Raw genomic sequence first — 23,423 nt, 5'->3', positions numbered from 1 at the left:
ACTCGCCAGAGCAGACCGACGGTCTTGTCATTCGTGCTGGGTATCACGGCGAACATGCCACTGGCCGGACCCGTTCGCGCGGACCGATCACGTCACCGAAGGCTGGTCCGTCATCGAAGGAGCGCGCCCCGACGCCCCGGTCAGAAGAGGGTGTCGCGGACCCGTAGCGGCCTGTACCCGGTGGGACCGAGCTGGGCAAGTTCTGCGTCGATATCGACCTCGATCGCGCCGAAGAAGTGGATGTTCTCCGAGTGGGCCGGGGAGATATGGGCCAGCACATCTGTGTCTATACGACGCCCCTGGCGGCGCATCTGCTCGACCGCGAGCCCGTTATACTCCGTGGTCCAGGCGATAACCGCGTTGGTGGCCAGGGTCAGGTACCAGGCCTGCTCCGTCTGGGCTTCCAGGTGGCGGGCGCGGAAGGCGCCTTCGTGGGCGTAGATGGGGCCGCGTTTGAGGGCGTGGATGGATTCGCCCTTGTTGAGCTGGCGGGAGATCTTGCGCCGGTAGTCGGGATCGGTCAGATATCGGCAGGCGTAGATGGTGCGGCGCATAGCTCCGTACTCCTTCAATGCCGCGGCCGGAGCGTTCTGGCGGCCCGACGCCGACAGCTTGCCGACCAGCAGCGACGCGGTGGCGTGCCCGAACTTCAGTGATCCGGCCAGCCGGGGTAGGTCGTCGTAGTGTTCGGCGATCAGGTCCAGATTTAGCTTGCGGGTCAACAGCGGTCCGACGTGCGGGAACCGCGCGTCGGCCTCGGCGCGCGGCACCGGCCGGTACAGGGTGATCTTGCCCAGGTCCCGGATGCGCGGGGACAGCTGCATCCCGAGCAAATCGAACAGCGCGAAGTTCACCAGGGTGACCCCGTGGGTATCCCTCGCGTGCTCGGTGATCGGCAGATCCGTTGCATTGCAGAGGATTTCGTCCAGCACGTAATGGGCTTCGCGGCGGGTGGTGACGATCACCTTGGTGCCGTAAGTGGTGTGCTGGTCGGTCACGTGAGTGTAGGTCGACAGGCCCTCCTCGGCGAAGAAGTGATTCACCGCGCGGGCGGTGGTGGACTTGCCGCGCGTGGGGAACCGCTGCCCGTCCGAGGACGACAGGGTGCCGGTCCCGAACACCGTGGTCAGCGGAAGTCTCTGGTGGTAGCCGATGATCGCCAGATTCGCCGCACGCAGCGTCTCCTCCCGCACGTACCACTCCGCGGTCCACGCCAGGATGTCGTAGGAGATCCCCGACGCCGCAGCCATATTGGTCAGACCGAGGTTCGTGGAATAGGCCAGCAGCACCGCGATCAGATTGCGCTTCAACTCCGGGCTGCGGGCCTGCTTACCGCCCGCGTGGGTGAAGCAGTCCAGGTAGCCGGTGCGTTTGTCCAGCTCGATCAGCAGCGACACGATCGGCGCGTACGGCAGCATTTCCGTGAGCTCGGCCTTCAACTCGATGGCCTCGGTCGGGATGTCTTCGGCGGTCAAAGGTGAGATCACCAGATCACCGGCCTCGTCCAGCCGCACCGGCCCGTCACCGGACGCGAGCATCTGCTCCAGCTCGGCGACCGCCGCACCCCACTCGTCGGTCAACGCGACCAACGCGGCAGCCGGGTCGGCTCGCTTGTCGACCAGGCGGCAGAATTCGCCGCGCTGCGGCTCGCACTGCTCGGACGTGAGCAGGTAGGCGGCCGGATCGGCGTAGTGGCGCGATCCGGGCACGAACACATCCCCGGTGCGCAGCCCGAGCAGCACGCACAGTTCCCAATAGTGCCGGTAGGCGACGGTATTGCCGGTCTTGCGGGCTTCGTCGAGATAGCCGCGCCACTTGGCCGGCACGAACCCCGTGGGTGCATCGTCGAACACCTTGCGGCGCCCGGTTGCATTCAGCTCGCGCAGCAAGTCCACCGCGATCAGCAGCTCCGTCGCCGCCGTGCCGCCGGCGGACCGGACCGCCGACAACACCGCCGGAGTGAACTTCCGCAGATACGAATACGACGAATCGAGAGCCACCAGATGCCCGTGATCACGCGGTAGCCGCGGCTTGGCCTGCGCTTTCGCGGCCCGCAGCCGCTCCAACCCGAGACCCTCACCCCGGATCAATCCGCCGACATCCTCATCGGGGATGTGCGGGTCGATGAGGATAGCCAGCAGGTCATCCAGCAGCGCCTGCCGGTCCTCCCCGCTCTTGCCGCGCTCGGCCAGCTCCTCGCGCATCCGGTTCTCCGCGGCACTGAACTTTCCCACGCAGTACCTACTTGATAGCAACAATCCATCGTCCCGGACGAGTGCCGCTGAAACTGGATAAGGCTGGTTCGCCAGGCATGAATCACTGTGGCAATCCGGATTCCCAAGCCTCCCAGAGCGAGTTGTCGCAGGACCGGGCCGGCCGCCATCCCGATCGTGATCTATCTGCCGAATCCCTCGATCGGGGTCCGCGGCATGCTCCACCGCATCGTCGCCTCTCTCGGGCACCGGCCCGCCTATCACACCGCGGTCCCGGCACCGAGACCGCCGAGACGCTGGCCGCTGAAGCGGTGGAGCGGGGCAGGCTGCCCATAGTGGCCATCGATGAAGCTCACCTGCTCGACAGCCATCAGTTATTAGTGGGAAGCTATCCGGCCGCCGTGGCAAATATCAGCATTAGAGTTGCCACACAGCTTTCCCAGGAGGTCACGATTCATGAACGAACCGACAGCGGCATTCGCGCGGGCCGAGGACGCGATCGCCCGGCTGCGAGCCGCGGCGGCGGCCTCGGAAGGCGAGGTCCGACTGGGCCCTGGCATCCCGGACGACGTCATCGACACCTGGGCGGTGCCGGTGCCCGCCGACATCCGGCTCCTGGCACGCGAGATCGGCGAAATCTGGTTCGACGACTACGATCCGATCACCTTCGGACATCCGGAGAACTTCGAGCCCAGGTTCTGCCGCGCCGGCGCACCAGGGACCTGGTGGGCGCTGCACCGCAACGCCGCCGCGGAGAATTACTACGCCGATATCGATCCCGAGACCGGCGTCTGGGGTCGGGTCTTCTACCACTGGGAGGGCAACTCCACCACCCTGGTCGCGCCGTCGGTCGCCGACTGGTTCACCTCCGTCGCCGACGGGCTCGACCTGGCCTTGCGGGTTGCCGCCGGCGAGCGGGTCGAGGGTATGGATCCGGGTCTGGACGACGACGAACTGGACGACCTCGACTTCGAATCGGTGTTCCAGGACTGGTGGTCCGGCCAGGGCGAAATCCTCGCGCCCCGCGACTCACCGATAGCGGCCGCCATGCCAGCACCGACGGCCCGCCATTCCCCCGACACGGTATTGGCGACCGCCGCAGCCGCTCTCCCCGATGGTGCCGTCCTCGCCGACCTTCGCACCGCGCACTACCCCACCTTCATCTCGTTCAACGAGTTCCGCGGCGGCACGGCCCGCTACCGCCGCTTCGCCGGCGGCACCCTCCTCGCCGCCATCCCCTCCGACTCCTGATCGGCATCTCGGGCAGCACAGGTTCTGCCGGCGAAGCACTGCGGCTCTATGCACCCGGCTGGCTGTTCACCAGAACAGTCACCACCGATACTCGACTGGGCGGCTACGACCTGCCCGCCGGAACCTCTGTGGTGTGAGCACCGACACCCGCCGCTATCTCCCGGGCCTGCGACATGTGGTCCGCGGCAATCTCGATTGGGCACTCGACGTCGAACGTTACCTGTGACTGGGCCCCGATTGCAGGTCCACCTGATCTGGCCCCCGCTCAGGAGGCCGCGGTTTTGAGAGTTGAGGCAGACTGACCCGCAGGAGGTCACGATGCCGAAATCCTTCCCGCTGGCGATGCGCCGGCAGGTGTGCGCTCGACTGCGAGCCGGCGAGCCGGTTGCCGAAGTTGCGGCGGAGACGGGGATCTCGCCTGCCACGTTGTTCCGCTGGAAGACTCAGGTTCTCGTCGATGCGGGAGTCCGCGAGGGCTTTCCGAGCGTGGAAGCTGATGAGCTGGCCTCGGCGAAGAAACGGATTTCCGCACTGGAAGCCGGATTGAAACTCACTCGCGACGCCTGCGAATTGTTCGATGCGCAGGCGGTGGTGTCCCCAAAAGGCGGATCGCGGTCGTCGAAGGGCTGATCGCGCTCGGACATTCGGGGCGGTCGGCCTGTCGAATCGCTGGAGTGCACAGATCCACTTTTCTGCGGCAACGGCGGCAGCCGTTGTCCACCAGAACGATTCGCAGGATTGTGGTCGCCGATGAGATATCCCGGATTCATGCCCAGTCCCGTGGAACCTACGGCAAACGCCGGATCAAGGCCGCGTTGCTGGCCGAGTGCGAGATGATCGTCATCCACAAGCTGGTTGCCTCGATCATGGCCGAGCGAGGGCTGTTCGGCCTGCCCAGACGCAAACGACGTGGCCACCCGATGCTCGCAGTGAGCACTCCCGCGGACCTGGTGAACCGGACCTTCACCGCAGCTGGCCCCAACGAGCTGTGGTGCACCGATATCGAGCGCCACGAGGCGTTCCTGAACCCTGCGGTGTGGAAGGACACCGCCACCGATCGGTCGCTGTCGATCGGTTGAAGCTGAGGACAGTTCGCGCCGTGGGATGACGGTGCGGACGGGAAGCGGTCCTGACAACGACGAGGCGGGCCAGCATTGCCAGATGGTCCGGGCTCGGCAAGCGAGACGGAAAGGCGTACGTGAGGAACCAGCGGCTGAACGCCCCTCGAGAGAGCCACCAGCTCGAACCTGGCGGATGTGGGCTGGATAGCAGCGCGCATCCGAACGACGGTGTCGTGCGGAGAACTCCTGGATCGGTCGATGTCGCTGGTCGGGAGGCCATGGTGAAGGTCTGCGGCGTAACCGTGGCGAGGCTGCAGGGGCATAGCTGGGCGCCGACCCCGTCGAAGGGTTCGGGAGTGAACGTGGGAACCACCTCGGCGGTCCCTGACTTGGGCGGCCGCCAGCCGCCCGGTGGGAAGGCTCATCGCCGGCCGATGCTGTCGGGGTGGGGCGGAGGACCCGTAGTAGTCCGGGGCCGGGAAAGCCGGTCACATGGCGAAGGGGTCCAGTGTGTTCGCAGCGTCGACGCATCATGGGGAGGCCACTGGTGAATACCGGTGATCCGGGAATCGTTTTCGCCGAGGCGGAGTTCCGGGTACTCAGGATGCAGAAGAAGCTGCACCGATGGGCGGTGGCCGATCCCGGTCGCCGTTTCGATGATCTCGCCAACCTCGTCTATGACCCGGCGTTCCTGCTGGTGGGATGGGCGGGGGTGCGGGGCAACAAGGGAGCACGAACCGCCGGAGTCGATGGGATCGCGCCGCGATCGGTCGATTCCGGTGCCGAGGAACTGCTGGCGAGTCTTCGAAACGATTTGAAGGCGAACCGGTTTGTTCCGCAGCGGGTGCGGGAGAAGGCAATTCCCAAGGCGTCGGGCAAGATTCGGCGTCTCGGGATTCCGACGACCGCGGACCGGGTCGTGCAGGCCGCGTTGAAATTGGTGCTCGAGCCGATATTCGAGGCGGATTTTCAGCCGTGTTCCTACGGTTTCCGCCCGAGACGCCGGGCGCAGGACGCGATCGCTGAGATCCATTACCTCAGTTCACCTCCCCGCGATTACGAGTGGGTGTTCGAGGCCGATATCACGGCGTGTTTCGATGAGATCGACCACACCGCACTGATGGAGGGGGTGCGCCGACGCGTCGGGGACAAACGCGTGCTGGGCTGGGTGAAGGCGTTCCTGCGGGCCGGGATCCTGACCGAACAGGGCCTGAACAGGGAAACGATCACCGGCACACCCCAGGGCGGAATCCTCTCACCGCTGCTGGCCAACATTGCCCTGTCGGTGTTGGACGAGGACTTCGCGGTCCGATGGGCCGCGCTCGGACCTGAATGGACACGCGCCAAACGTCGTCGCGCCGGGGAACCGGTCATGAAACTCGTCCGCTATGCCGACGACTTCGTGATCATGATCGCCGGGAAACGCGATGACGCCGAAGCGCTGTGGGATGAAGTCGGCGCGGTGCTCGCCCCGATGGGTTTGCGCCTGTCGCAAGAGAAAACGAGGGTCTGCCACATCGACGAGGGGTTCGACTTCCTGGGCTGGCGCATCCAGCGCCGCGCCTGGCGAAGCCGGACCGGCAAGCGGGCTGTCTACACCTATCCGTCGAAGAAGGCGCTGTCCTGCATCATCGGCAAGGTGCGAATGGTGACTCGCCGCAAGAGAAATCGAACGCTCGCAGACTTGCTGCGCTGGCTGAACCCGGTGCTGCGAGGCTGGTGCAACTACTTCCGTCACGGAGTGTCGTGGCGGACCTTCGGCTACATCGATCACTACGCCGTTTGGCGGATCATCGGCTGGCTCCGCAAACGACACCACGGACTGAACATGCACACCCTGATACGGCGTTACCTGCCCAGTTGGCGGATCAGCGCCGGAGGAATCGATATGTTTCGGCCGGAATCGGTCGTCATCGAACGATATCGCTACCGGGGCACCAAGATTCCCACACCATCATCGAGCGCACCGACAACCGGATCGCCCGCACCAGCGGCATGAACACATGGAGAGCCGGATGCGTCGACGAGGCGCACGTCCGGTTCGGAGGGCGGGCCGCAGAAACCCACCGGTTGAGAGACCGGCAGGGCGCTGCGGTCCGACCCCTACACCGAGCACGCCACGAGGGAGCCGCGCACCACACGCCGGACAGCATGTCGGCTCGGCGGCGCTGCGGGCTTCAGCGTCTCGGCGCGTAATTCGATGACTTGATCGTTGTCGGTTCGGCGATCAGCATGCAGTCGAACTCGACGCCATTCGGGTGAAGATGCATCCGACGAAACGCGGCGCGCAATGCATGTGGGACGACGCCGGTCCGATGACAGTGAAGATTCGTCGTGCTGACCGTGAGTTGCGACTACACCGGCCGCAACTCTCGCTGCAGTGCCTCCCGCTCGGCACCAGTCAGCCCGCGTGAGTACGCTCAGACCAACGACGCTGTGAGGCCTCCGTCGAGCACGTAGTGGGAGCCGGTGATCCAGGATGCTCGGTCGGAAGCCAGGAAGGCAGTGAGTTCGGCGATGTCCTCGGGCGTGCCGAGTCGGCCTTGTTTGGCAGCGACGAGATCGCTGAAGGGCATGTGGGTCGCGGCTTCGAAATCCGGGATCAGCCGGTCGACCATTTCAGTGTCGGCGAAGCCTGGGCAGACGGCGTTGACGCGTACGCCGGATGACCGCATTTCCACCGCCGCGACGCGGGTGAGCTGGATGAGCGCGGCCTTGGTAGCGCAGTAAGAGCCGAGCAGGGGACTGCCGCCGATGCCGGCGATGGAAGAGATGTTGACGATATTACCTTTCGACGCGATGAGCGGCGCGATAGCGGCTTTCATCACTAGGAAGGGGCCGCGAACGTTGACGGCGAAGATGCGATCGAAGCTGTCGGTCGACTGTTGCAGCAGTGGCGAGGATATTTCGATTCCGGCGTTATTTATCAAGACATCAAGACCTCCGAGGATCTCGACAGTCCGAGCGATCGCGGTCTGCACCTGGCTCTCGACGGTGACGTCGCAGTTGGCGATCCCGGCGGCTCCGATCTGTGCGGCGGCCTGGGCCGCGGACCCTTCGTCGATGTCACTGATCACCACACGAGCGCCGCGCTCGGCGAACAGAGCGGCGATCGCTTTGCCGATTCCGGCACCGGATCCGGTGACGAACACTCGCTTGTCTTTCAACTCAGCCATTTTTCTGTCGTTCCTTTCCGTTGGGATGTTGTTGCCGACAGATCCGGTATCTCTGCGATCCCGGCGCGCACACGGTGGTTACGGCGATCGTCCGCCGCCGCGGGCCCGTATGCACCGCGCGATTCATGAACCATCGCCGCGGTGGTGGCGGCTTACCGGGAATGATCCCGACCGTCTCGCATTCTCATCGATCGGCGTAGAGGTCGTGGTGGCCGGTTCGTACGGCCCATTGCGAGACCGGAATACGCCTATGCCGTGGTCTATTCCCGATGCGGCAACGCCGTCGGCGTGCGAAGCCGTTCGGGTGAGAGGCGATGGTGTCAGTCTGTCGCGCTCAGTACTTCTGTGCGCATGGCGCTACGCACCTCACTCTTCAAGATCTTGCCCACCTTGGATCGGGGAAGATCGTCCCAGATTTCGACTTGCTTGGGAGCTTTCACGCTGCCGATCATGGCCTTGACGAACGAGATCAACTCTTCGGTGGAAACCGTTCGGCCCTGCCGCAATTGGACCACGGCGGTGACACGCTCGCCCCACTTCGCATCGGGGAGGCCGATGACGGCGCTTTCCTTGACCGCGGGATGAGCCAGTAGCGCTTGTTCGACCTCGGCGGAGTACACGTTGAATCCACCGGTGATGATCAAATCCTTGGCGCGATCGACGATGTAGAGGTAATTGTCCTCGTCGAGGTATCCGATGTCGCCTGTGTGGTGCCAGCCGTGGGCGCTCACCTCGGCGGAGGCATCGGGGTTGTCATGGTAACCGTCCATCACCAGCGGTCCGCGAACCACGATTTCGCCGCGTTCCCCCGGCTCGAGCAGGGTTCCGTTGCCGTCCATGATCGCTACCGTCGTCAACGGTGTCGGGCGGCCGGCCGACGTGAGGCGCTCTGTCGCGATCGACCCGTCGGGACGGAAGTGATCGGCCGGAGCCAGTGTGGCGATCATGTTCGGCGCCTCGGTCTGACCGAACAACTGCCCGAGAACCGGCCCGATCCGCGTCAACGCTTCGTGGAGCCGGGTCGGTGACATCGGCGCGGCCCCGTACCACAGGCAACGCAAGGACGACAGATCGGTGGTGTCGAGGTCTGGGTGGTCGAGCACCCCATAGATCACGGTGGGCGGCAAGAACGCGTGCGTGATGCGGTGGCGCTCGATCAGGCGGAGGAACTGTCCGATGTCGGGGGCAGGCATGATGACGATCTCCCCGCCCAGACTGAGGATCGGGAAGGTCAGAACCCCTGCCGAATGCGTCAGCGGAGCCAATGCCAGATAGCGCGGTCGGTGACCGAAGGGATAACTCATCAAGGCCAGAGCGGTCGAGGTCATCATGTTGTCCTCGGTCAACCGCACACCCTTGGGGCGACCCGTGGTCCCGCCGGTGCCTGCGAGCATGCACAGCCTATCGGCAGGTCGGCGGTCGGGAACGAGATCGCCGCGATGGTCCGACAGCCAGTCCTGCAAGCTCACCGCGCCCTCGACCTCGCCGTCGAGGCATACCAGCCACTGCAGCCGCGGCAGTTGGTCGCGGATTCGGATAACCAGGTCGGCGAACGCGTACTGGAAGAACAAGAAACGGCAGCCGAAAAGTTCGAACAGCTGACGGTTCTCCTCGGCCTCGTTGCGAGGATTGACCGGGCACCACACCGCTCCGGCCCGGGAGATGCCGAACACGCAGTTCAAGGCTATCGGGTCGTTAGCCGAGAGGACCGCGACCCGGTCGCCTGCCTCGATTCCGGTGTGCTGCAGAGCGCTGGCGATCGCGACAGTTTGGTCGACAACCTCGCCGTAGGTGCGGGTAACGCCGCCGGCCGTCAGGCAGGGCGCATCGCGCCCGAGTGAGACCCCTTTGTCCAGATAGTCCGAAAGTCGCATCATCGGCCTCAGCTATGAGCGGTGACGATCGGGTCGAGCACGAGACCGAAGGCACGTAGCACGCCCAGCAGCTCTCGATGCCCGAAGGCCTGGCAGCTCGAGGCGAACCCGACCGCCCGCGGCGGCGCCTTCAGCAAGTGGGCCGCACCGTAGGCGTTGAGCAGCGCGGTCTGCTTGTAGTTGCAGTTGCCGTGGATCACGCAGTGGACCCGCCCCAGCGGACCCGAGGCGTAAACCGAATCCAGGGAGGTGTTGATCCGGGGATTTTCCCGCGGCGGGGTCTCGCTACGGATCGACGCGGAGATCGTGTCGATGATCTGATACTTCTCCGCCTCCGGCTTGCCCTCCATCTGTTCCAGCGCCGCCGCCACCAACTGCGGCACGCCCAGCATCAACGGGCGGTTGATCACACCACCCAACGCTCGCGCGTTCGCCACCCGCGGGTCGTTCTTGAACCACACCGGATGTGAGGTGCCGCCCCACGGCAACGCCAGCCCCAGCTCATGCTGACCGGGCACCACGACCTGGTACAGGCCCTCGTCTGCTGGCCACTCCACGTACTCGTTCTGTTCCAGGTAGTACGACTTGGCGAACGCGGCATTGGTCAAGATCGTGTTGGTCGAGGCGACCGTCGGGTGGCCCTTCCAGAACACCTGGATATCCAGCGTGTCCAGGCCCGGTGTCTCCAGGCAGATGTTCGCTGCGATCTCACCGATGCTGTACATCTGCGCCAACCCCGGGGTCAGGACCAGGCCCTGCGCCGCGAAGTCGGCCCCATAGCGTTGCTCGGCATCGATCATCCAGTTCTGCTCGCCGTTGGTGTCGATGTAGTGAGCGCCGATGGCCAGACACGCCTCAACCACCGGATGGCCCCAGCGCGCGAACGGACCGACCGTGTTCAGCACCACGGCCGCACCCTTGAACGCTTCCGCAAGCGCGGATTCGGAGTGCTCGACCTCAACGATGTCGTGCTCGACAGTATCGATGCCCGGAACCGCATCGACCACGCTCTTCAGCCGACGGTAGTCACGCCCGGCGGCCACGAACGGAATGTTGTACTCGCGCAGATATTCGCAGATCAGTCGACCGGTATAGCCCGAAGCCCCGTAGACGACGACGCGCTTGTCGGTTGCCATGCAGAGATTCCTTTCGTGGGGACTGCCCGCCACGCCCGGCAGCGGATCAGCTGGAACAAGCACCGCCGAGATGCGACTCACAGCCGCGTCGCGATGTGCTGCACGCCACACTAGAGTCACGTCTTGACGACTGTCAAGAATTCTTTTGACAGTCGTCCAAAAGTTGGGTCGTGATGGCCGTCTACACTCGGAAAGAACCGCAGGATGCACCGGAGAGGAACTCGACACGTGACACAAGTCGTTGACGCCCGTGCACGTGTGGAAGAACGCGCCCGGGACAAGTTCCAGACCAAGCGCACCGAGCTCGCGCAGGCCACCTTGCACACGCTGGCCGAACTGGGATACGCGCGTACCAGCCTGCGGGAGATCGCGCAGAATTCCGAGTACTCACACGGCGTCCTGCACTACTACTTCTCCGGCAAGCTCGATCTGATCACCCACGCTGTCCGGCTGTTCGAAGCCGTGTGTGTGACCCGCTACGACGAGGTCGTCGAGGCGTCGATGGACGCCGATGAGCTGCGCAACGCTTTCGCCGCCACCTATTTCGGCACGCTGGTGGCCGACGCGCAGATTCACCGGCTCTGGTACGACCTGCGCAACCAGGTTCTGTTCGATGAGTCGTTTCGCAGCGATGTCCTCGACATCGAGGTGCGGCGGGAAGAGATGATCTGGCGGGTGGTCACGCGTTACTGCCAGCTACGCGGAACCTCTCCCAGTTTCGATCGAGCCGCCGCGTACGTGCTGCTCGACGGGGTCTTCCACCGTGCGCTGCTGCACCACTTTGCGGGAGACTCCGCCGGAATCGACGCCGCCCGCACCCAGCTGGAAGCGATATTCACCATGCTCGACGCCACGCCCGCGCAGCCACGACCGGCACGGTAGTCAGCTGGCGCGCACATCTCGGCGCCGACCGATCACGCGGCGAACACAAAGATCACGCAGTTCGTCCGAGGCAGGCCGGTGCCGCATGATCATCACGCCGCGGACGCGGACCGGGTGGTGCGACACACCCATCCGCCACTGGCCGACGACTACGGCCTCAGACAGTCCGTATCCCCCTGCAGCCGCGGACGATCGACCCGTCAGCACACTGGGCTGCGGCGTTCGAGGAACACGCTGTCGCGCCACTTTCCGACGCGCATGCACGGCGGTGTCACCCGTACTGGACCGGCGGGACTCTACGATTCTTAGCGTCACGGGTCCGCTCCAGGCCGGTGACGACGCATATTGGATGGTGGGCCGCCCCAGGGGCTGCGCGGTGTCCCTCTCGAGCCGGTGAGGCTTCGGGGTGTCTCCGTCGATACGGATCTGCCCGATCTCGGCCCCGCCCGGCGGGGTCCTCCCCCGCCGGTCATGACCGACACGCGACAGACGAATGGTGACGGTTGCAGGCATGCCGTGGGGGATGGATTCTAGTATGTCGATGGTCGGGGACATATGGCGGCGGCGAGCCTGCGATACACCCTGAGCTGGGGATATTTACCTTTCCGGTGGTGGCCGTTTGCTTTGTATGACGCTTTCCTGGGGTCCACGTGCTGTAGACCGCCGGCCCGCTATGGGGTGCGCTGTGTGTGCTGCTTTGCGGGGTCTGGCTGAGCATCGTCGGCTGTGTGCGCCGCTATCAACGCCTCGTGGAGACACGGATGATTCTGCGGGAAGCCGCAGACGGCAGCCGTGTCGTGTACCTGGCTCGCAGCGGGATGTCGGTGTCGGCCTGCATCATCGAGGTTTCCGCCGGTCGGCGCCCGTGCACGGGTGCGGGGGTATTGCCGCCGGCCACACAGATGCGGGTGATATGAGGTTTCGCCGCGCCAAGCCGACCGGACGGGCACCGTTCGAAGCGCTTTACCGCCAGCACCACGACCGCGTCTACCGCTACATGATGACTGCCACCCGCGCGGACACTCAGCGCGCTGAGGACCTGTGGTGGTATCACCGACCCGTTCGTGGCGCTGGTCTGCGCGATCAGCAGCCTGTCGGGCGGTGGCGGCACGGCCGCTCGATGAGCAGCGGTGACGTCGGCTCAGCCGAATAAGCCGGGCACGATCGGCACCGAGTTCGGCAGTGACGCGTTCACTGCCGAACCAGCCGAGCGGAAGCGCAACGCGCACAACGAATTGCATCCTCGAGCCACCGGACGAACCCGACTCGTCGAAGCGTTCACCGAGTTCGTTCCACCCGCGCACCGACGGCATCGGCCCTGTCCTCGACTTGGCAAAGAGGCACCCGCCTCGCCGGAGAGCGAATTATCTGGTTCCGGCTGGAACGGCCGCATCCTCGCCGCCTACGGTGGCGTGTTCGTCGCGGGCTTGCTGGGCTGGGGCATGGCCGTGGACGGCTTCCGGCCCGACCGCTGGGATCTCACCGGCACTCTCATCTGCCTGCTCGGCGTTTCCGTCATCATGTAGGCACCCCGCCACGCCTGATCCGCGACCAACCGACCGATGCACCCAGGACGTCGGGCGTGGTCACCAGTGCAAAGAACGCCGCCCGCTGGTCGACCAGCCTCGCTCCAGCGCAGAGCGCTGGGAGTCCGTCGTGTACTTCCATCCGCACGGCATCGAGCCGACCAGCCCTGTTCTGCCCCCGGCGTCGATAACCTGGGCGGTGTCAGGGTCGTGATACCGGTCCGCGCAGCGGACTGCATGACATACGGCACGCGAGGCGCCGGATTTCGCCACTGCGATGACCTTGTTTTCGCAGCGCACCAGCCGAAGTGACCAACGGCTGTCGCACGCAACGATTCGGCGAGTGTCGTGGCAGCCCCCTGGGGCATCCGTTCGCAGCCGCGCCGTTCGCGACGCCTCCCCGCCGCTTGGCCGACGGATGAACCGACAGCTGGAAGGTGCAGGGGCAAATAGTCCTGCCTATGGGTGGACAGGCAACCGGGCATGACTGATCGCGGTCGACCTGACCGGGCGCAATGAATCGGAACGGATCCACAAGCCAGGCTCGATCATCTCCCGTTGATATGACTGTCGAACGATGTCGAAGCCATACTCCTGCAATAGCGTGGCCATCTCAGTCGCGCTGAGGAAGGTCTGCCATGATTCGAGATTTGCCGATGCCACCGCGGCACCTACCTCCGCGAATTCACGGCCCGGGGTATCGCACATGTCGGCGGGGAGCATGTGCTCGACAACTACCTCACTCCCGGCAGCGAATTGCCCGATCGCAGCCACGGTGTCTACGATCGCGGCGTACGGTAGGTACACGGTCACGCCGAGCCAGCTGACGAACGCCGGACACGACGAATCGAAACCGGCCGCACCCAACCGGTCCAGCAGGGATCCCGACGCCAGATCGGCGGAGATGAACGTCAGTCCTTCGGGAAGCGGAATACCGGCCGCCTCCAAAGTCTTTCGCTTCCATGACTGGGTCGCCGAATGATCGACTTCATAAATGCGCAGATCCGATTCACCACACCGGACGGCATAGGAGTCCAACCCCGCCCCCAGGACGACGTATTGCCGGAGCTCGGAACGTGCCAGCGCATCCTCGGTATAACGACCGCGGGTCGCCGCGATCGTCCGTGCCGTCGCCAGAATGGGACTGTCGATCGCTCGGTGAACGCCGATCAATTCTTCGGCCTGCGATCCCAGCAATGTGTAGGCGAACGTATCACGAAATATGAACGGCTCTTTGTCGACAAGGAGATGAGCCGCGCGGGCGGCGGCGGCCATGAGTGCTGTGCGGCTCGGAACCGCAGAGTTGTCCATAAGTCGGTGGCGCTCCCTGACTTTCATCCAGTTGTGTGTATCTGCCCGGTCGGTCCGTGATGTGCCGCGACTGCTGCGCAGCTCAGAAGATCCCGACACCCGGTGCGAGGATATTGTGTGGGTCGTATCGGTGTTTTAGTGACACAAAACGGGGCCAGGTGTCACCGTAATGATTCTTCCAGTCGTCGATGGTGAATTCGATGGCGCTGATCGGATATCGTGTGCCACCGGCTGCAACGGCCTTGTCGTAGAGGCGTCTGTTGCGGGCGAGCTTGGCGGTTGCGAATGCGGGATCCGGCCCCGGTGTCATGGACGCCGACAGCAAGTCGAACAGGTAGATCCAGTCACTGGAACTCTGGTTCGGGACGCGGTAGAAGGGTCTGGTCATTGCCGATCGCCGCTGCGGGATGAGCAGGAAGAACCCGCCGACACCGATATCGTCGAGACCCAATGTCGGTACGACATCGGTGACGAACTGTTCGACCGTCTCATCGGGCAGCCAGACATCGAACCAGGGCTTGACGAGCCGGTCCCAGTTCAGTGTCGCCTTCAGCGGCGCGATGAGGACATCGTCGACGAACTGTATCGCCGCCACGTACGGAAGATCGAGGGTCAGCGGTGTCGCTGCCTCGACACCCAGACCACGCAGCAGGTACCGGTCGTCGGGTGGCTGCGACGGGTCGAAGTGGGCGAATGCGTTGAGTTCGTACAGCACCGAGGTGCCGGGGGGCATCCACAGGTTGTACATTCCGTCGAGCTCGCCGCGGTGCAGCAGTGTGCGCAGGTCGGCGAAGAATCGTCCGCTGTCGGTGTAGTGGATGCGGTAGACCCGGACCATGGGCTGAACGGGCACCAGATCCACCGTGGCGCGGGTGATGACGCCGCATTGGCCGAGCCCGCCGAGCATGGCCTCGAACAGGTCGCGATTGCGCTCCGTCGAGCAACGCTCGATATCGCCGCAGCCGGTCACCACCTCGAGTTCGCGGACGTTGTCGATCTGCAAGCCGCGCTGAAAATGTCCCGTATTGCCGTCCACCCCGCCCACCGACAAGGTGCCGCCGACGGTGAGGTCCACCGATCCGGTCAATACCGGCGGTGTCAGCCGAGCCTGCTCGAAGGCGGCGACCGTGAGTTCGCGCCACAGCACACCGGCGTCCACATCAGCGGTGTCTGCGTCGATGGAGTGGATGCGCCGCAGACTTCGCATCTCGATGAGCAGCCCGGCCACCAAACCTTGGCCGAACACCGTGTGCGCCGCTCCCCGTGCCGCGACCTCGATGCCGTACTGCCCGCAGTACCGGATCATGGTGGCGATGTCACGGACGGATCCCGGGCGCAACACCGCGGTCGGGCGGCGGCTGACTATGTTGCCTTGGTCGAGCGAGTCCGATGTACGAGTGGCGTCGTCGAAGACCAACATCCCGTCCAGCGCGGGAACATCGGCGAACATCGCTTCCTCGGCGCTCGCGGTACCGATCCACCGCCGACCGACCGGATCGAATCCCACCACCGCGGCCGCGGCGGCCACTCCGACACCCGCACGCAACAGGAAACGTCGCCGATCGTACTCAGTGGACATCTTGACGCTCCTGTCATGCGGCTGACGCTGGATCATCAGCGGGACCGCCCGCTGCCGCGTACCAGCGCGTAGCAGGTCGCGGTCAGCTGTTATGCCCCATGACGCTGTACATTTCGCTGGTGACTCGTCCGTAGCCGATCACCACGTCCCGATTCTCGGCGCGTAGGTATTCTGCGCACATCAGTAGACACGTATCAGCACAGGCCTCCGATGGCGTCAGCGGCACCCTCATCTGACTCGACGCATGGCCGTATGTCGCTCACCTGTTGACAACCCCGATGCACCGCGGAGTGAGGCGATTTGCCGTAGCTCAAACCGATTGGAAGCTGGCGCCGATCTCGACTATCCGCTCGATCGCGTAGGCGGGGTCGAGCAAGCCCTCGGGAGTGTGAATACCCGGCGCCACGACCTCGCCGCGCAGGCTGAGCAGTCGTTCGACCCCGAGTGCGACGCCGAGTGCGGTCAAGGGACGCCGCCCCGCCGGGTGGATGAGGCAGCGCGGCTCGTGCTGAGCGGTGCACCCGCGCGATCGATTCCTTCGAGGTCGATCCTGACCTCGGTAGAAGCGGGTTCGCCGCGGCGCCTGCTCGCCGTTTCACCGACCGCGAATACGAAGCGGACGTTCGGTGCGCCTGTCGCAGAGCCAAGCTCGGGACGTCGAGAAAGGCCAGGATTTGGCCGAGCAGGACATTCCCGTCGACACTGGGCACGCCCACCTGTACTTCGGGGCCGGTGACCCAGGTGAAGACGCCGTCGCGGCGGACAAGTCCCGCAGGAGGGGCTGCCGCCAGGCGCTGCAAATCCGCTACCGCCGCGGGCCCGCCTGTGTCCGTTTCATTCACCGCGTGAACCGGCAACCGATCCTCTCGTGCAACGAATCCAACTCCGCTGCAACGACATTCACAACCACGCAGGCACGCTACCCGACTCGAGTGCCGTTGCAGTATTAGAGCGAGATCTCGACTCGGCGCAGCATGACCGGCGGACTGTGGTGGACGACCTTCAGCAACGCGGGTATTTGGGGATGGTGGCCCCAGCTCCATGTGTGGACGACAACTTCGCGGGCGCGTTTCCAGATGAGGTTCTCGATGTTCTGATCGAAGATCGGCTCGGGAAGAAGAACCTGTGGTCTCCCCGTCCTGCGGCCTGGGATGAGGCCACTTTCTTCGACCTTGTCGAGATCTTCCACGACCTGGTCTCCCGGCCCCGGCGCCGCCGGTTCCACTCTTACAGCGGTTGTGGCTGGCACTATTCAGCGTTCACTCCACGACCTGCACAGATCCTCTATAGATGGACGGTCAACCGGCTCTTGGCACGCAACGGCATCGGCCTGCGCTTGGCGAAGAGCGGGGAAGATGTCGGCCGCTTGGTCCATGAGGTCGACAACGCCCGCGCGGATCTGGTCGACGCCGCTCTGGCCACAGCCGACCCGGAACGCCGAGCGGTCACTGCCCACGCGATCGCCCTGTTCCGCAGCCGCTGTGCCGGAGTGGAAGACAAGCGCAGTGCCTGTGTGGCATTGGCCGGCCTGCTCGAGGAGCGACGCGCCCTACTCAAAGAAGAACTGCTCAGCGCCGATGAGGGCGCCCTGTTCCTGATCGCCAACAAATTCGCGATCCGCCACCGCAGAGCCGACCAGCGCGCCGACTACGACCCGGCCTACCTCGACTGGGTCTTCTGGTGGTTCCTCTCGACAGTCGAGCTGATCGACAAGCTCCTCGCCTCCCAAGCGTCCGATCCGACTATCAGCGACCGATAGGGCCGCCCTCCTTAGTCTGGCCGATCAAGGTCAACAGCCAGTCCGATCCTGACCGCCGATAAGTGGGCGTGTTGGCCAGCCCACTTCAAGATCGTTTTGGAGCGGTGCGGGTGGACTTGCCTGCTACTCGCGTCATGCCGAGAAGGCATTATCGGTCAATGAGTAAACCGGAGATAGAGGCGCTCGCCGCCCTCTTCAGGCCACCTGCGCAGAAGCGGATCGTGGAGCGGGCCGCCCGCGGCGCCGAGCTTCGCCAGTGGGCGGTGACGCTGACAGATCCGCCGCAGGGCAGCTCAATGCAGCTCGACAATGAGGGGTTCCTGCCGGAACTGGGGTGGATCTACCCGGTGGCTCAGTACGCTCGATTCCCGGTTTCGTCGGCGGCCGAGCATCTGGCGGCCGCCGAAGTTCTCATATCGGATTGGTTCAACGGGGCAGTCCCGCCGCCAGCCACGTCACGATCTTGGCCGTCGTCCGTGCTGGTGCTGTGTCGATCCGCAATGGAAGCCTCTGCCCGCACGATCTGGCTCATCGGCGACCCCAGCCGGGATGTAAGGCAACAGCGATGCGCGGCTGAGGCCTTCAAAGAGCTGGAGGAGATGATCAAGTGGGCCAAGCAGGATCGAGCTACAAGCGTGGCCGAAGGGCGGGATGTGGCGACGTTCGAAGCTTCTGCGGAAGAACTGAAGACAGCGATCGCGAAAGCGAAGGCGGCGAGCGGCGGGATCATGGCACCCGGGTTCACTGCGATGACTGCAGCTGGGGCCGCCTGGATCGACGCCAACCCTCTGAAACACGCCCGTGAGCTGCTCAGCGGGAAGCACTTCGAACTTATGACGAAGGCGTCGTACTCAATCAGCTCCAGCTTCACCCACGGCTACAGCTGGACACTGAACGTCATCGGCAGCCAAGACGAGCTATTCGGGTTGGTGGCCGACCTGCTCAAGAGCGCTGTGTTGATGACCGAAACCGCGATCGCACTGTTCGAGGCGCAGATGCTGTCCCCTGGCGAGCAGTGGCAGAACGAGGACCTCCCGGCCCGGCTGGGTCCAACCATCGCTGAGTGGACACCTCGGTACCGCGAAGCCTCGTAAGTCGCGTGGTCGCCAGCGCTGTTCGGCGGTATCGATGCGAAAGGCCCCGCCACCTGGCGGGGCCTTTCTGCCCGGGCATCGGGTGCCCTGTGGTGAGCTTGGCGTATCTGAAGCTGGGATTACCGATGTCGTAGCTCTCGACTACCTTCGGCTGTCATGGCGATGAGGCGCAGCGACAAGCCAAAGGTCGCACTTCTTGTTCCGATCTCGACAATACGTTGTGGGACTGGTTCGACGCCTGGTATGTCTCCTTTTCCGCCATGTTGCGCAAGCTGGAAGAGATGAGCGGGATACCTCAAGCCCGACTGGAAGAAAAAGAACTTCACTCGACCGGAAAGCTCCGACTTTTTTACGCGATTGGAGCCGCAGCATTACTTTCGCGGCCATCGCCCTCCAGCTCGGATCGACTCCGCCAGCCCAGCCCAAACGAGCCGAAACAACCACTTCGATGGCCAGTTGCAACTCGCTCAGCCAGCAGGAACTACGAGCGTCCTGCGATGCCGACAGTACAGAGCCCTGTCGAACACAAAGCGCAGCAATTTGAGAAGCGGCCCACCGAAGCTCAAAATGGACCACCTGGTCGGTGACCCTGGCCCTATCCGAGCTAGGGAGAACCGAAGGGATGCTCGCTGTGGAGGATTGGGCTGAGATTCGCCGTTTGAGAAGGTCAGAGGGCCGAAACAGCTCCTGGTGTTGACGATGGTTCTGGGGTATTCGCGGTGGCTGATGGCGCTGCTGGTCCCGACCCGGCATGCCGATCTGTTCGCGGGCTGGTGGACGCTGATCCAACGGTTGGGTTCGGTGCCAAAGGTTCTGGTCTGGGATGGTGAAGGCGCGATCGGCCGCTGGCGGGCAGGCCGCAACGAGTTCACGGCCGAATGCCAAGCCTTCCGTCGTGCGCCCCGAAATCGCTGCGAGCGCAGAGACCAGCATCGACACTGGCCTCCTCGGCGGCGGTCTGTCACGCGTCGTGGATTATCGAGCCGGAGAACTGCATGGTGATCGAAGTCGCGTTCGACAAGTCGGTTGTCGACGGGTCGACCGTGATGTTCCATCCGGCGAAGGGGGTCGGTTCGAAGTAGGCGTAGCTCACCTCATGATCGAGGGCGCCGTCGACTTCGACGTAACCGTAAGTTCCGTCGTCGAAGCTCCAGTCGGGTGGTCCGTTCTTCTTGGCGGTGACCCGGTACTCGAAGTCGAGAGCCAAAGGCTTGGAAGTGAATTGATACGTTTTCCCTCGATATCGATCGAGGTAGTTGCCTTGGTTGCCGAGGGTCAGGTTGATCGAGCTGCCGTTTCGCGGCACGACTTTGTCCACCCATATCCGGACGCGGGTGAGCCGGACTCGGCCGAAACCGGCGAACTCGTCGGTGTCCAGGGGTACCTCGAAGCGGGCGGTCCCTGTCTTCTTGAATCGGGCGAGGACCTCGGGGGCGTTTGTGCTGTCGATGGTGTATCTCTTGTCGGCCAGGACCTGCGGCGGCGGGGAGAAGTGTTCCAGCGCCGTCGCGGAGTCCATGGTGATGCTTGTCAGGTTCGTCAGTCCGGCATCGAGTTCGCCGATGTTGTCGAGAATGCGTGGGCGCACTACCGAGGGTGCCAGTGCCCAGTAGAAGTACGAGGCGCGGTAGCCCTGTAGGGCGGTGAACAGCGAGCTCTTGGTGTCGAGGTAGCGCTGGTACAGCTGCTGCATCAGCGCTGCCAGGGGAGCCTCGCCGTGGACCAAGGAGTCCAGGTACTGCTGCAGCTGCTGCTGTTCCTGTTCGGCCAACTGTTTTTGCAGACTGACCGCGGCGTACTGCTGGCCGGCCGCGACCGCGGCCGCTTGGGCGGCAGCCAATTCCTGCCCGTGGATGGCGACGGCGTCGACGGCTAGTTCGAGCTCGCGTGCGTAGCGGATGCCTTTCTGGACCGGATCGGCGAGCATGGCGTCGGTGTTTTGCTGGTAGATCCGCCACTGGAAGGTCGCGGTGAGATCTGCCCCGCCGGTGTCGAGGTTCATGTCCCGTAGCTTGGCGGCGTATTCCTCGGCGTCGTGGAAGTTCTCGACGGCGTCGACGATCTCCTTCGACAGGTCGTAGACCTTTTTCAGTGCCTCCGCGATTTTTTTGAGCTGGCCCATGCAGTCTTTGAGGCTCGCGGCCAGGTTCGCGATGTCACTGCCGGCCTGGGCGGCGGCTTCCACCGCCTCCGCTCCCTCGATCGCGCTGCCCGCGGCGGCGGCGCCTGCCGCAGGGTCGCCGACGAACATGGCGCCGATCCCGACGCCGAAGGTGATGACCGCGGTGCTGAGGTCGATGATCGCCTTGAGGATCTGTTGATTCTTCCATTCGGGTACGCCGATCTCCTCGAAGTCGATCTGGGTCTCCTCGGCAGTGTCCTGAGCCGCCGTCAGCCGTTGCTGCGCGGCGGCGACCGCGGCGCTGGCGTTGTCGAAGTTGTCTTTCGCCTGAGCCAGCAGTTGAGTGGCGTATTGGGTCTCGTAGGTCTTGTTCGCCAGCAGCGCCTTGGCGAGCTGGATGAAGTTGTCGGTGACGACGGTCTGGGTGCTGAGGGCCTGGTAGTCGGCCTCGTACTGTTTGGCTTCGGCGACGAAGGCCTTCGCGAGGTCGGTGTAGACCTGCCGACTCAGATACGGGACGAAGACTGTCCCATCGGATTCCGCGTTCATCTGCGCGGTGAGCAGTGCCAGCAGCGAGGAGCTGCGCAGGAGCACGCCCAGCAGCTCGACGTTGTAGCTCGACCAGTTCTTCAGCCATGCCAGCTGGCGTAGCGCCAGGTCCGGATGGGTGTCGTAGAGCAGCGAGGCGAACACGAACTCGGTGCGCATCGCCTGTTGGAAGTAGTCCGGGGCCGACAGGGCCGCGACCCCCTGGGCCCGGTCCAGAGGGCTTTGGACCGGACCACTGCCCTCGACATACTTGATCAGCACACCGCCGGAGGGCGGTGGAGCATCGATGACGGGTAGAGCGATGGTCTGCTGAGAGGCGACCACAGCCTGACCCTGCACGCTGCCCGCCAGCTCGTCGCAGAAGAGCACGAATCGGGCACCGTGATCGCTTCGGTAATCGAGGGTCACGGTGAACGGCTCATCGCTCTGCATCCGTCGCGCCTGGATCCACAGAACAGTGCGCTTCAGCTGCCACGAGATTCCGGCGGGTACGTTCACGACGTCGGCTACCAGCGTCACCAGGACAGGATCGAAACCCGAGTCGTGCAACGCGGTCTGTACCTCGCCCAGGTCGAGGTACATGGCCCGGAACACCGCGTAGGTGGCGTCGATCACGGTGGCCGAACAGCAGGGCACATTGCCCTGCTGTTCGATGTCACCGTAGAGCGTGCGCCAATCGTAGGACTGCGCCGCAACGACATTCATGGCGCGGTCCTACACGCCCGCCAGGACGAGGTTCGGCGTGATAAGGGTCTCCAGCCGCCATGCCTCCACCGTCCACTGGTTGCGCTGCTGCTCAGTGACGTAGGCATTCATGCGGAAGCTGTCGGCCTCCTCGGCCACCGCGGCCCACTTACGGATGGCCGCGTCGACGCCCAGGTCCATGATGAGCGGGGGAACCTGCTCGATGTTCTTGTCGATCATCGTCCGGATCGTCTCGAGGTCGCTCGAGATGGCCCCCCAAACGCCCTCGATCTTCTGGATTACCGGCAGCACCGCGGTGAGGTCCTGCCCGATCGTCGTGGAGCTGTCCTTAGCGGATTCGACGGCGTGCATCAGGTTCGCGTAGGCGGCGTACTTCGCCTCCAGCGAATTGATGAGGTCCTTGGCGGCATTGATCCTGTGCAGGGCCTCCACGGCGCGACTGCCGTAGACGCCTGCCACGACTGATGCCGCGATGAAGCCGGGCAGTCCCAGCCACGCGTAGGTCGGCGTCGTCGCGGCCACCACGACATCGTGGTTGTACTCGTCGTTCGCTGCCTTCAGTACGGCCTTCGCGTCGGCGATCTGCTTCGTGACGTCGGCGACGTCCTTGCTGGCTTTGCCGTACTTGTCGTTGTAGTACGCGACGAGGCCACCATCACCGCCCGTCCCCACCATCGTCGTCTTGTCCGTCTCGGTGTCCTTCGCGAACTGATGGATTTGGGCGGTGACTGCGGTCGCTTTCTGCACCCGCGTGTCGGCGTCCTTCTTCAACACGTCCAGAATCGCCTTCAGCTTGTCTTTCGCCTGCTGGTCGTTCGGGTTGTCCGTCAGTTTTTGCGCCAGGTCCTTGATGGGCGGGTAATAGATGGGCGCTTTGTTCGAACCGTAATCGTTGATGTCGCTGGCCAGGCTGATCGTGGCAGGATAGATCGTCTCGCGCCACGTCGTGACGTGCTTGTTGATCTCCTGGTAGGCGTCGATCAACTTGGTGAAGTCGGATAGATCGCTGGGCGCGCCCGAGCCCAAGTTGTTCCGGAACTGGGTCTCGGTTGTCGGGAGAACAAGGGCCTCCTGAACGTAGGCCTGGATTCTGACCCACTCGGCCCGGCTCAGCGTAAACGCCGGCCCGCCCTGCTCGCCCGGGTCTGCCAGTTCCCGGGGCCCGATATTCAACTCCGCCATCGC

The 23,423-nt window shown here is 64.2% G+C and carries 16 protein-coding genes and 2 pseudogenes; 9 read left to right on the top strand and 9 right to left on the bottom strand.

The window, feature by feature from the left end:
* Window positions 1–140 precede the first annotated feature (140 nt).
* A pseudogene (locus K8O92_26315) lies at window positions 141–2,228 on the bottom strand (Tn3 family transposase).
* A gap of 441 nt (window positions 2,229–2,669) precedes the next feature.
* Between K8O92_26315 and K8O92_26310 the strand changes: the two are divergent.
* The 4 genes from K8O92_26310 to ltrA all read left to right on the top strand — a co-directional run bounded on the left by K8O92_26310 (window position 2,670) and on the right by ltrA (window position 6,524).
* Window positions 2,670–3,464 carry a hypothetical protein gene (locus K8O92_26310; protein UAK31304.1) on the top strand — a complete coding sequence of 265 codons (795 nt, stop codon included), beginning with the start codon at window positions 2,670–2,672 and terminating at the stop codon, window positions 3,462–3,464.
* A 318-nt stretch (window positions 3,465–3,782) separates the two neighbouring features.
* Window positions 3,783–4,094 carry a transposase gene (locus K8O92_26305; protein ID UAK31303.1) on the top strand — a complete coding sequence of 104 codons (312 nt, stop codon included), beginning with the start codon at window positions 3,783–3,785 and terminating at the stop codon, window positions 4,092–4,094.
* A gap of 83 nt (window positions 4,095–4,177) precedes the next feature.
* Window positions 4,178–4,543, top strand: a complete 366-nt coding sequence (locus K8O92_26300) for an IS3 family transposase (GenBank protein ID UAK31302.1) — start codon at window positions 4,178–4,180, stop codon at window positions 4,541–4,543.
* A gap of 586 nt (window positions 4,544–5,129) precedes the next feature.
* Window positions 5,130–6,524, top strand: coding sequence for a group II intron reverse transcriptase/maturase (gene ltrA / locus K8O92_26295; GenBank protein ID UAK35955.1), 1,395 nt, complete (start codon window positions 5,130–5,132; stop codon window positions 6,522–6,524).
* A gap of 421 nt (window positions 6,525–6,945) precedes the next feature.
* Here the strand turns inward: ltrA and K8O92_26290 are convergent, their stop codons facing one another.
* The 3 genes from K8O92_26290 to K8O92_26280 all read right to left on the bottom strand — a co-directional run bounded on the left by K8O92_26290 (window position 6,946) and on the right by K8O92_26280 (window position 10,711).
* A complete protein-coding gene (locus tag K8O92_26290) occupies window positions 6,946–7,701 on the bottom strand; it encodes an SDR family oxidoreductase (protein ID UAK31301.1) in 756 nt (251 codons plus the stop codon).
* A gap of 320 nt (window positions 7,702–8,021) precedes the next feature.
* On the bottom strand, window positions 8,022–9,575 hold the full coding sequence (locus K8O92_26285) for a long-chain fatty acid--CoA ligase (GenBank protein UAK35954.1): 1,554 nt from the start codon (window positions 9,573–9,575) through the stop codon (window positions 8,022–8,024).
* 8 nt (window positions 9,576–9,583) lie between these two features.
* Window positions 9,584–10,711, bottom strand: a complete 1,128-nt coding sequence (locus K8O92_26280; protein UAK31300.1) for a DUF5938 domain-containing protein — start codon at window positions 10,709–10,711, stop codon at window positions 9,584–9,586.
* Between the two features lie 228 nt (window positions 10,712–10,939).
* On the opposite strand from K8O92_26280, the gene K8O92_26275 reads away from it, so the two are divergent.
* Window positions 10,940–11,593, top strand: a complete 654-nt coding sequence (locus K8O92_26275; GenBank protein UAK31299.1) for a TetR/AcrR family transcriptional regulator — start codon at window positions 10,940–10,942, stop codon at window positions 11,591–11,593.
* 1,235 nt (window positions 11,594–12,828) lie between these two features.
* A complete protein-coding gene (locus tag K8O92_26270) occupies window positions 12,829–13,119 on the top strand; it encodes a YnfA family protein (protein UAK35953.1) in 291 nt (96 codons plus the stop codon).
* 459 nt (window positions 13,120–13,578) lie between these two features.
* On the opposite strand, the gene K8O92_26265 is transcribed toward K8O92_26270, so the two are convergent.
* The 3 genes from K8O92_26265 to K8O92_26255 form a co-directional block, all read right to left on the bottom strand.
* A complete protein-coding gene (locus K8O92_26265) occupies window positions 13,579–14,457 on the bottom strand; it encodes a class I SAM-dependent methyltransferase (GenBank protein UAK31298.1) in 879 nt (292 codons plus the stop codon).
* A gap of 55 nt (window positions 14,458–14,512) precedes the next feature.
* Entirely contained in the window at window positions 14,513–15,880 is a 1,368-nt protein-coding gene (locus K8O92_26260; protein ID UAK35952.1) for an FAD-binding protein, read from the bottom strand.
* A 439-nt stretch (window positions 15,881–16,319) separates the two neighbouring features.
* Window positions 16,320–16,475 carry a hypothetical protein gene (locus K8O92_26255; GenBank protein UAK31297.1) on the bottom strand — a complete coding sequence of 52 codons (156 nt, stop codon included), beginning with the start codon at window positions 16,473–16,475 and terminating at the stop codon, window positions 16,320–16,322.
* A 579-nt stretch (window positions 16,476–17,054) separates the two neighbouring features.
* On the opposite strand from K8O92_26255, the gene K8O92_26250 reads away from it, so the two are divergent.
* The 3 genes and pseudogenes from K8O92_26250 to K8O92_26240 all read left to right on the top strand — a co-directional run bounded on the left by K8O92_26250 (window position 17,055) and on the right by K8O92_26240 (window position 19,756).
* Window positions 17,055–17,768 carry a hypothetical protein gene (locus tag K8O92_26250; protein UAK31296.1) on the top strand — a complete coding sequence of 238 codons (714 nt, stop codon included), beginning with the start codon at window positions 17,055–17,057 and terminating at the stop codon, window positions 17,766–17,768.
* A gap of 158 nt (window positions 17,769–17,926) precedes the next feature.
* On the top strand, window positions 17,927–18,862 hold the full coding sequence (locus K8O92_26245) for a hypothetical protein (GenBank protein UAK31295.1): 936 nt from the start codon (window positions 17,927–17,929) through the stop codon (window positions 18,860–18,862).
* Window positions 18,863–19,540: 678 nt separating this feature from the next.
* Window positions 19,541–19,756, top strand: a pseudogene (locus tag K8O92_26240) (IS21 family transposase).
* Window positions 19,757–19,823: 67 nt separating this feature from the next.
* Here K8O92_26240 and K8O92_26235 read toward each other — a convergent pair.
* Window positions 19,824–22,238 carry a hypothetical protein gene (locus K8O92_26235; GenBank protein UAK31294.1) on the bottom strand — a complete coding sequence of 805 codons (2,415 nt, stop codon included), beginning with the start codon at window positions 22,236–22,238 and terminating at the stop codon, window positions 19,824–19,826.
* A gap of 9 nt (window positions 22,239–22,247) precedes the next feature.
* Window positions 22,248–23,420 (bottom strand): alpha-xenorhabdolysin family binary toxin subunit A, encoded by a 1,173-nt coding sequence (locus tag K8O92_26230; protein ID UAK31293.1) that lies wholly within the window; start codon window positions 23,418–23,420, stop codon window positions 22,248–22,250.
* Between the last annotated feature and the right edge of the window lie 3 nt (window positions 23,421–23,423).

It is taken from the genome of Nocardia asteroides, from assembly GCA_019930625.1.
Lineage (GTDB): Bacteria > Actinomycetota > Actinomycetes > Mycobacteriales > Mycobacteriaceae > Nocardia > Nocardia sputi.
This window is presented reverse-complemented; position numbering and strand designations above follow the sequence as displayed.

What these genes read in the sequence shown, in the direction of transcription:
- K8O92_26230 (UAK31293.1), bottom strand. Translation starts at nt 23,420, where the DNA reads ATGGCGGAGTTGAATATCGGGCCCCGGGAACTGGCAGACCCGGGCGAG.
- K8O92_26245 (UAK31295.1), top strand. Translation starts at nt 17,927, where the DNA reads ATGAGTAAACCGGAGATAGAGGCGCTCGCCGCCCTCTTCAGGCCACCT.
- K8O92_26235 (UAK31294.1), bottom strand. Translation starts at nt 22,238, where the DNA reads ATGAATGTCGTTGCGGCGCAGTCCTACGATTGGCGCACGCTCTACGGT.
- K8O92_26310 (UAK31304.1), top strand. Translation starts at nt 2,670, where the DNA reads ATGAACGAACCGACAGCGGCATTCGCGCGGGCCGAGGACGCGATCGCC.
- K8O92_26280 (UAK31300.1), bottom strand. Translation starts at nt 10,711, where the DNA reads ATGGCAACCGACAAGCGCGTCGTCGTCTACGGGGCTTCGGGCTATACC.
- K8O92_26260 (UAK35952.1), bottom strand. Translation starts at nt 15,880, where the DNA reads ATGTTCGCCGATGTTCCCGCGCTGGACGGGATGTTGGTCTTCGACGAC.
- K8O92_26305 (UAK31303.1), top strand. Translation starts at nt 3,783, where the DNA reads ATGCCGAAATCCTTCCCGCTGGCGATGCGCCGGCAGGTGTGCGCTCGA.
- K8O92_26265 (UAK31298.1), bottom strand. Translation starts at nt 14,457, where the DNA reads ATGAAAGTCAGGGAGCGCCACCGACTTATGGACAACTCTGCGGTTCCG.
- K8O92_26285 (UAK35954.1), bottom strand. Translation starts at nt 9,575, where the DNA reads ATGCGACTTTCGGACTATCTGGACAAAGGGGTCTCACTCGGGCGCGAT.
- K8O92_26290 (UAK31301.1), bottom strand. Translation starts at nt 7,701, where the DNA reads ATGGCTGAGTTGAAAGACAAGCGAGTGTTCGTCACCGGATCCGGTGCC.
- ltrA (UAK35955.1), top strand. Translation starts at nt 5,130, where the DNA reads ATGCAGAAGAAGCTGCACCGATGGGCGGTGGCCGATCCCGGTCGCCGT.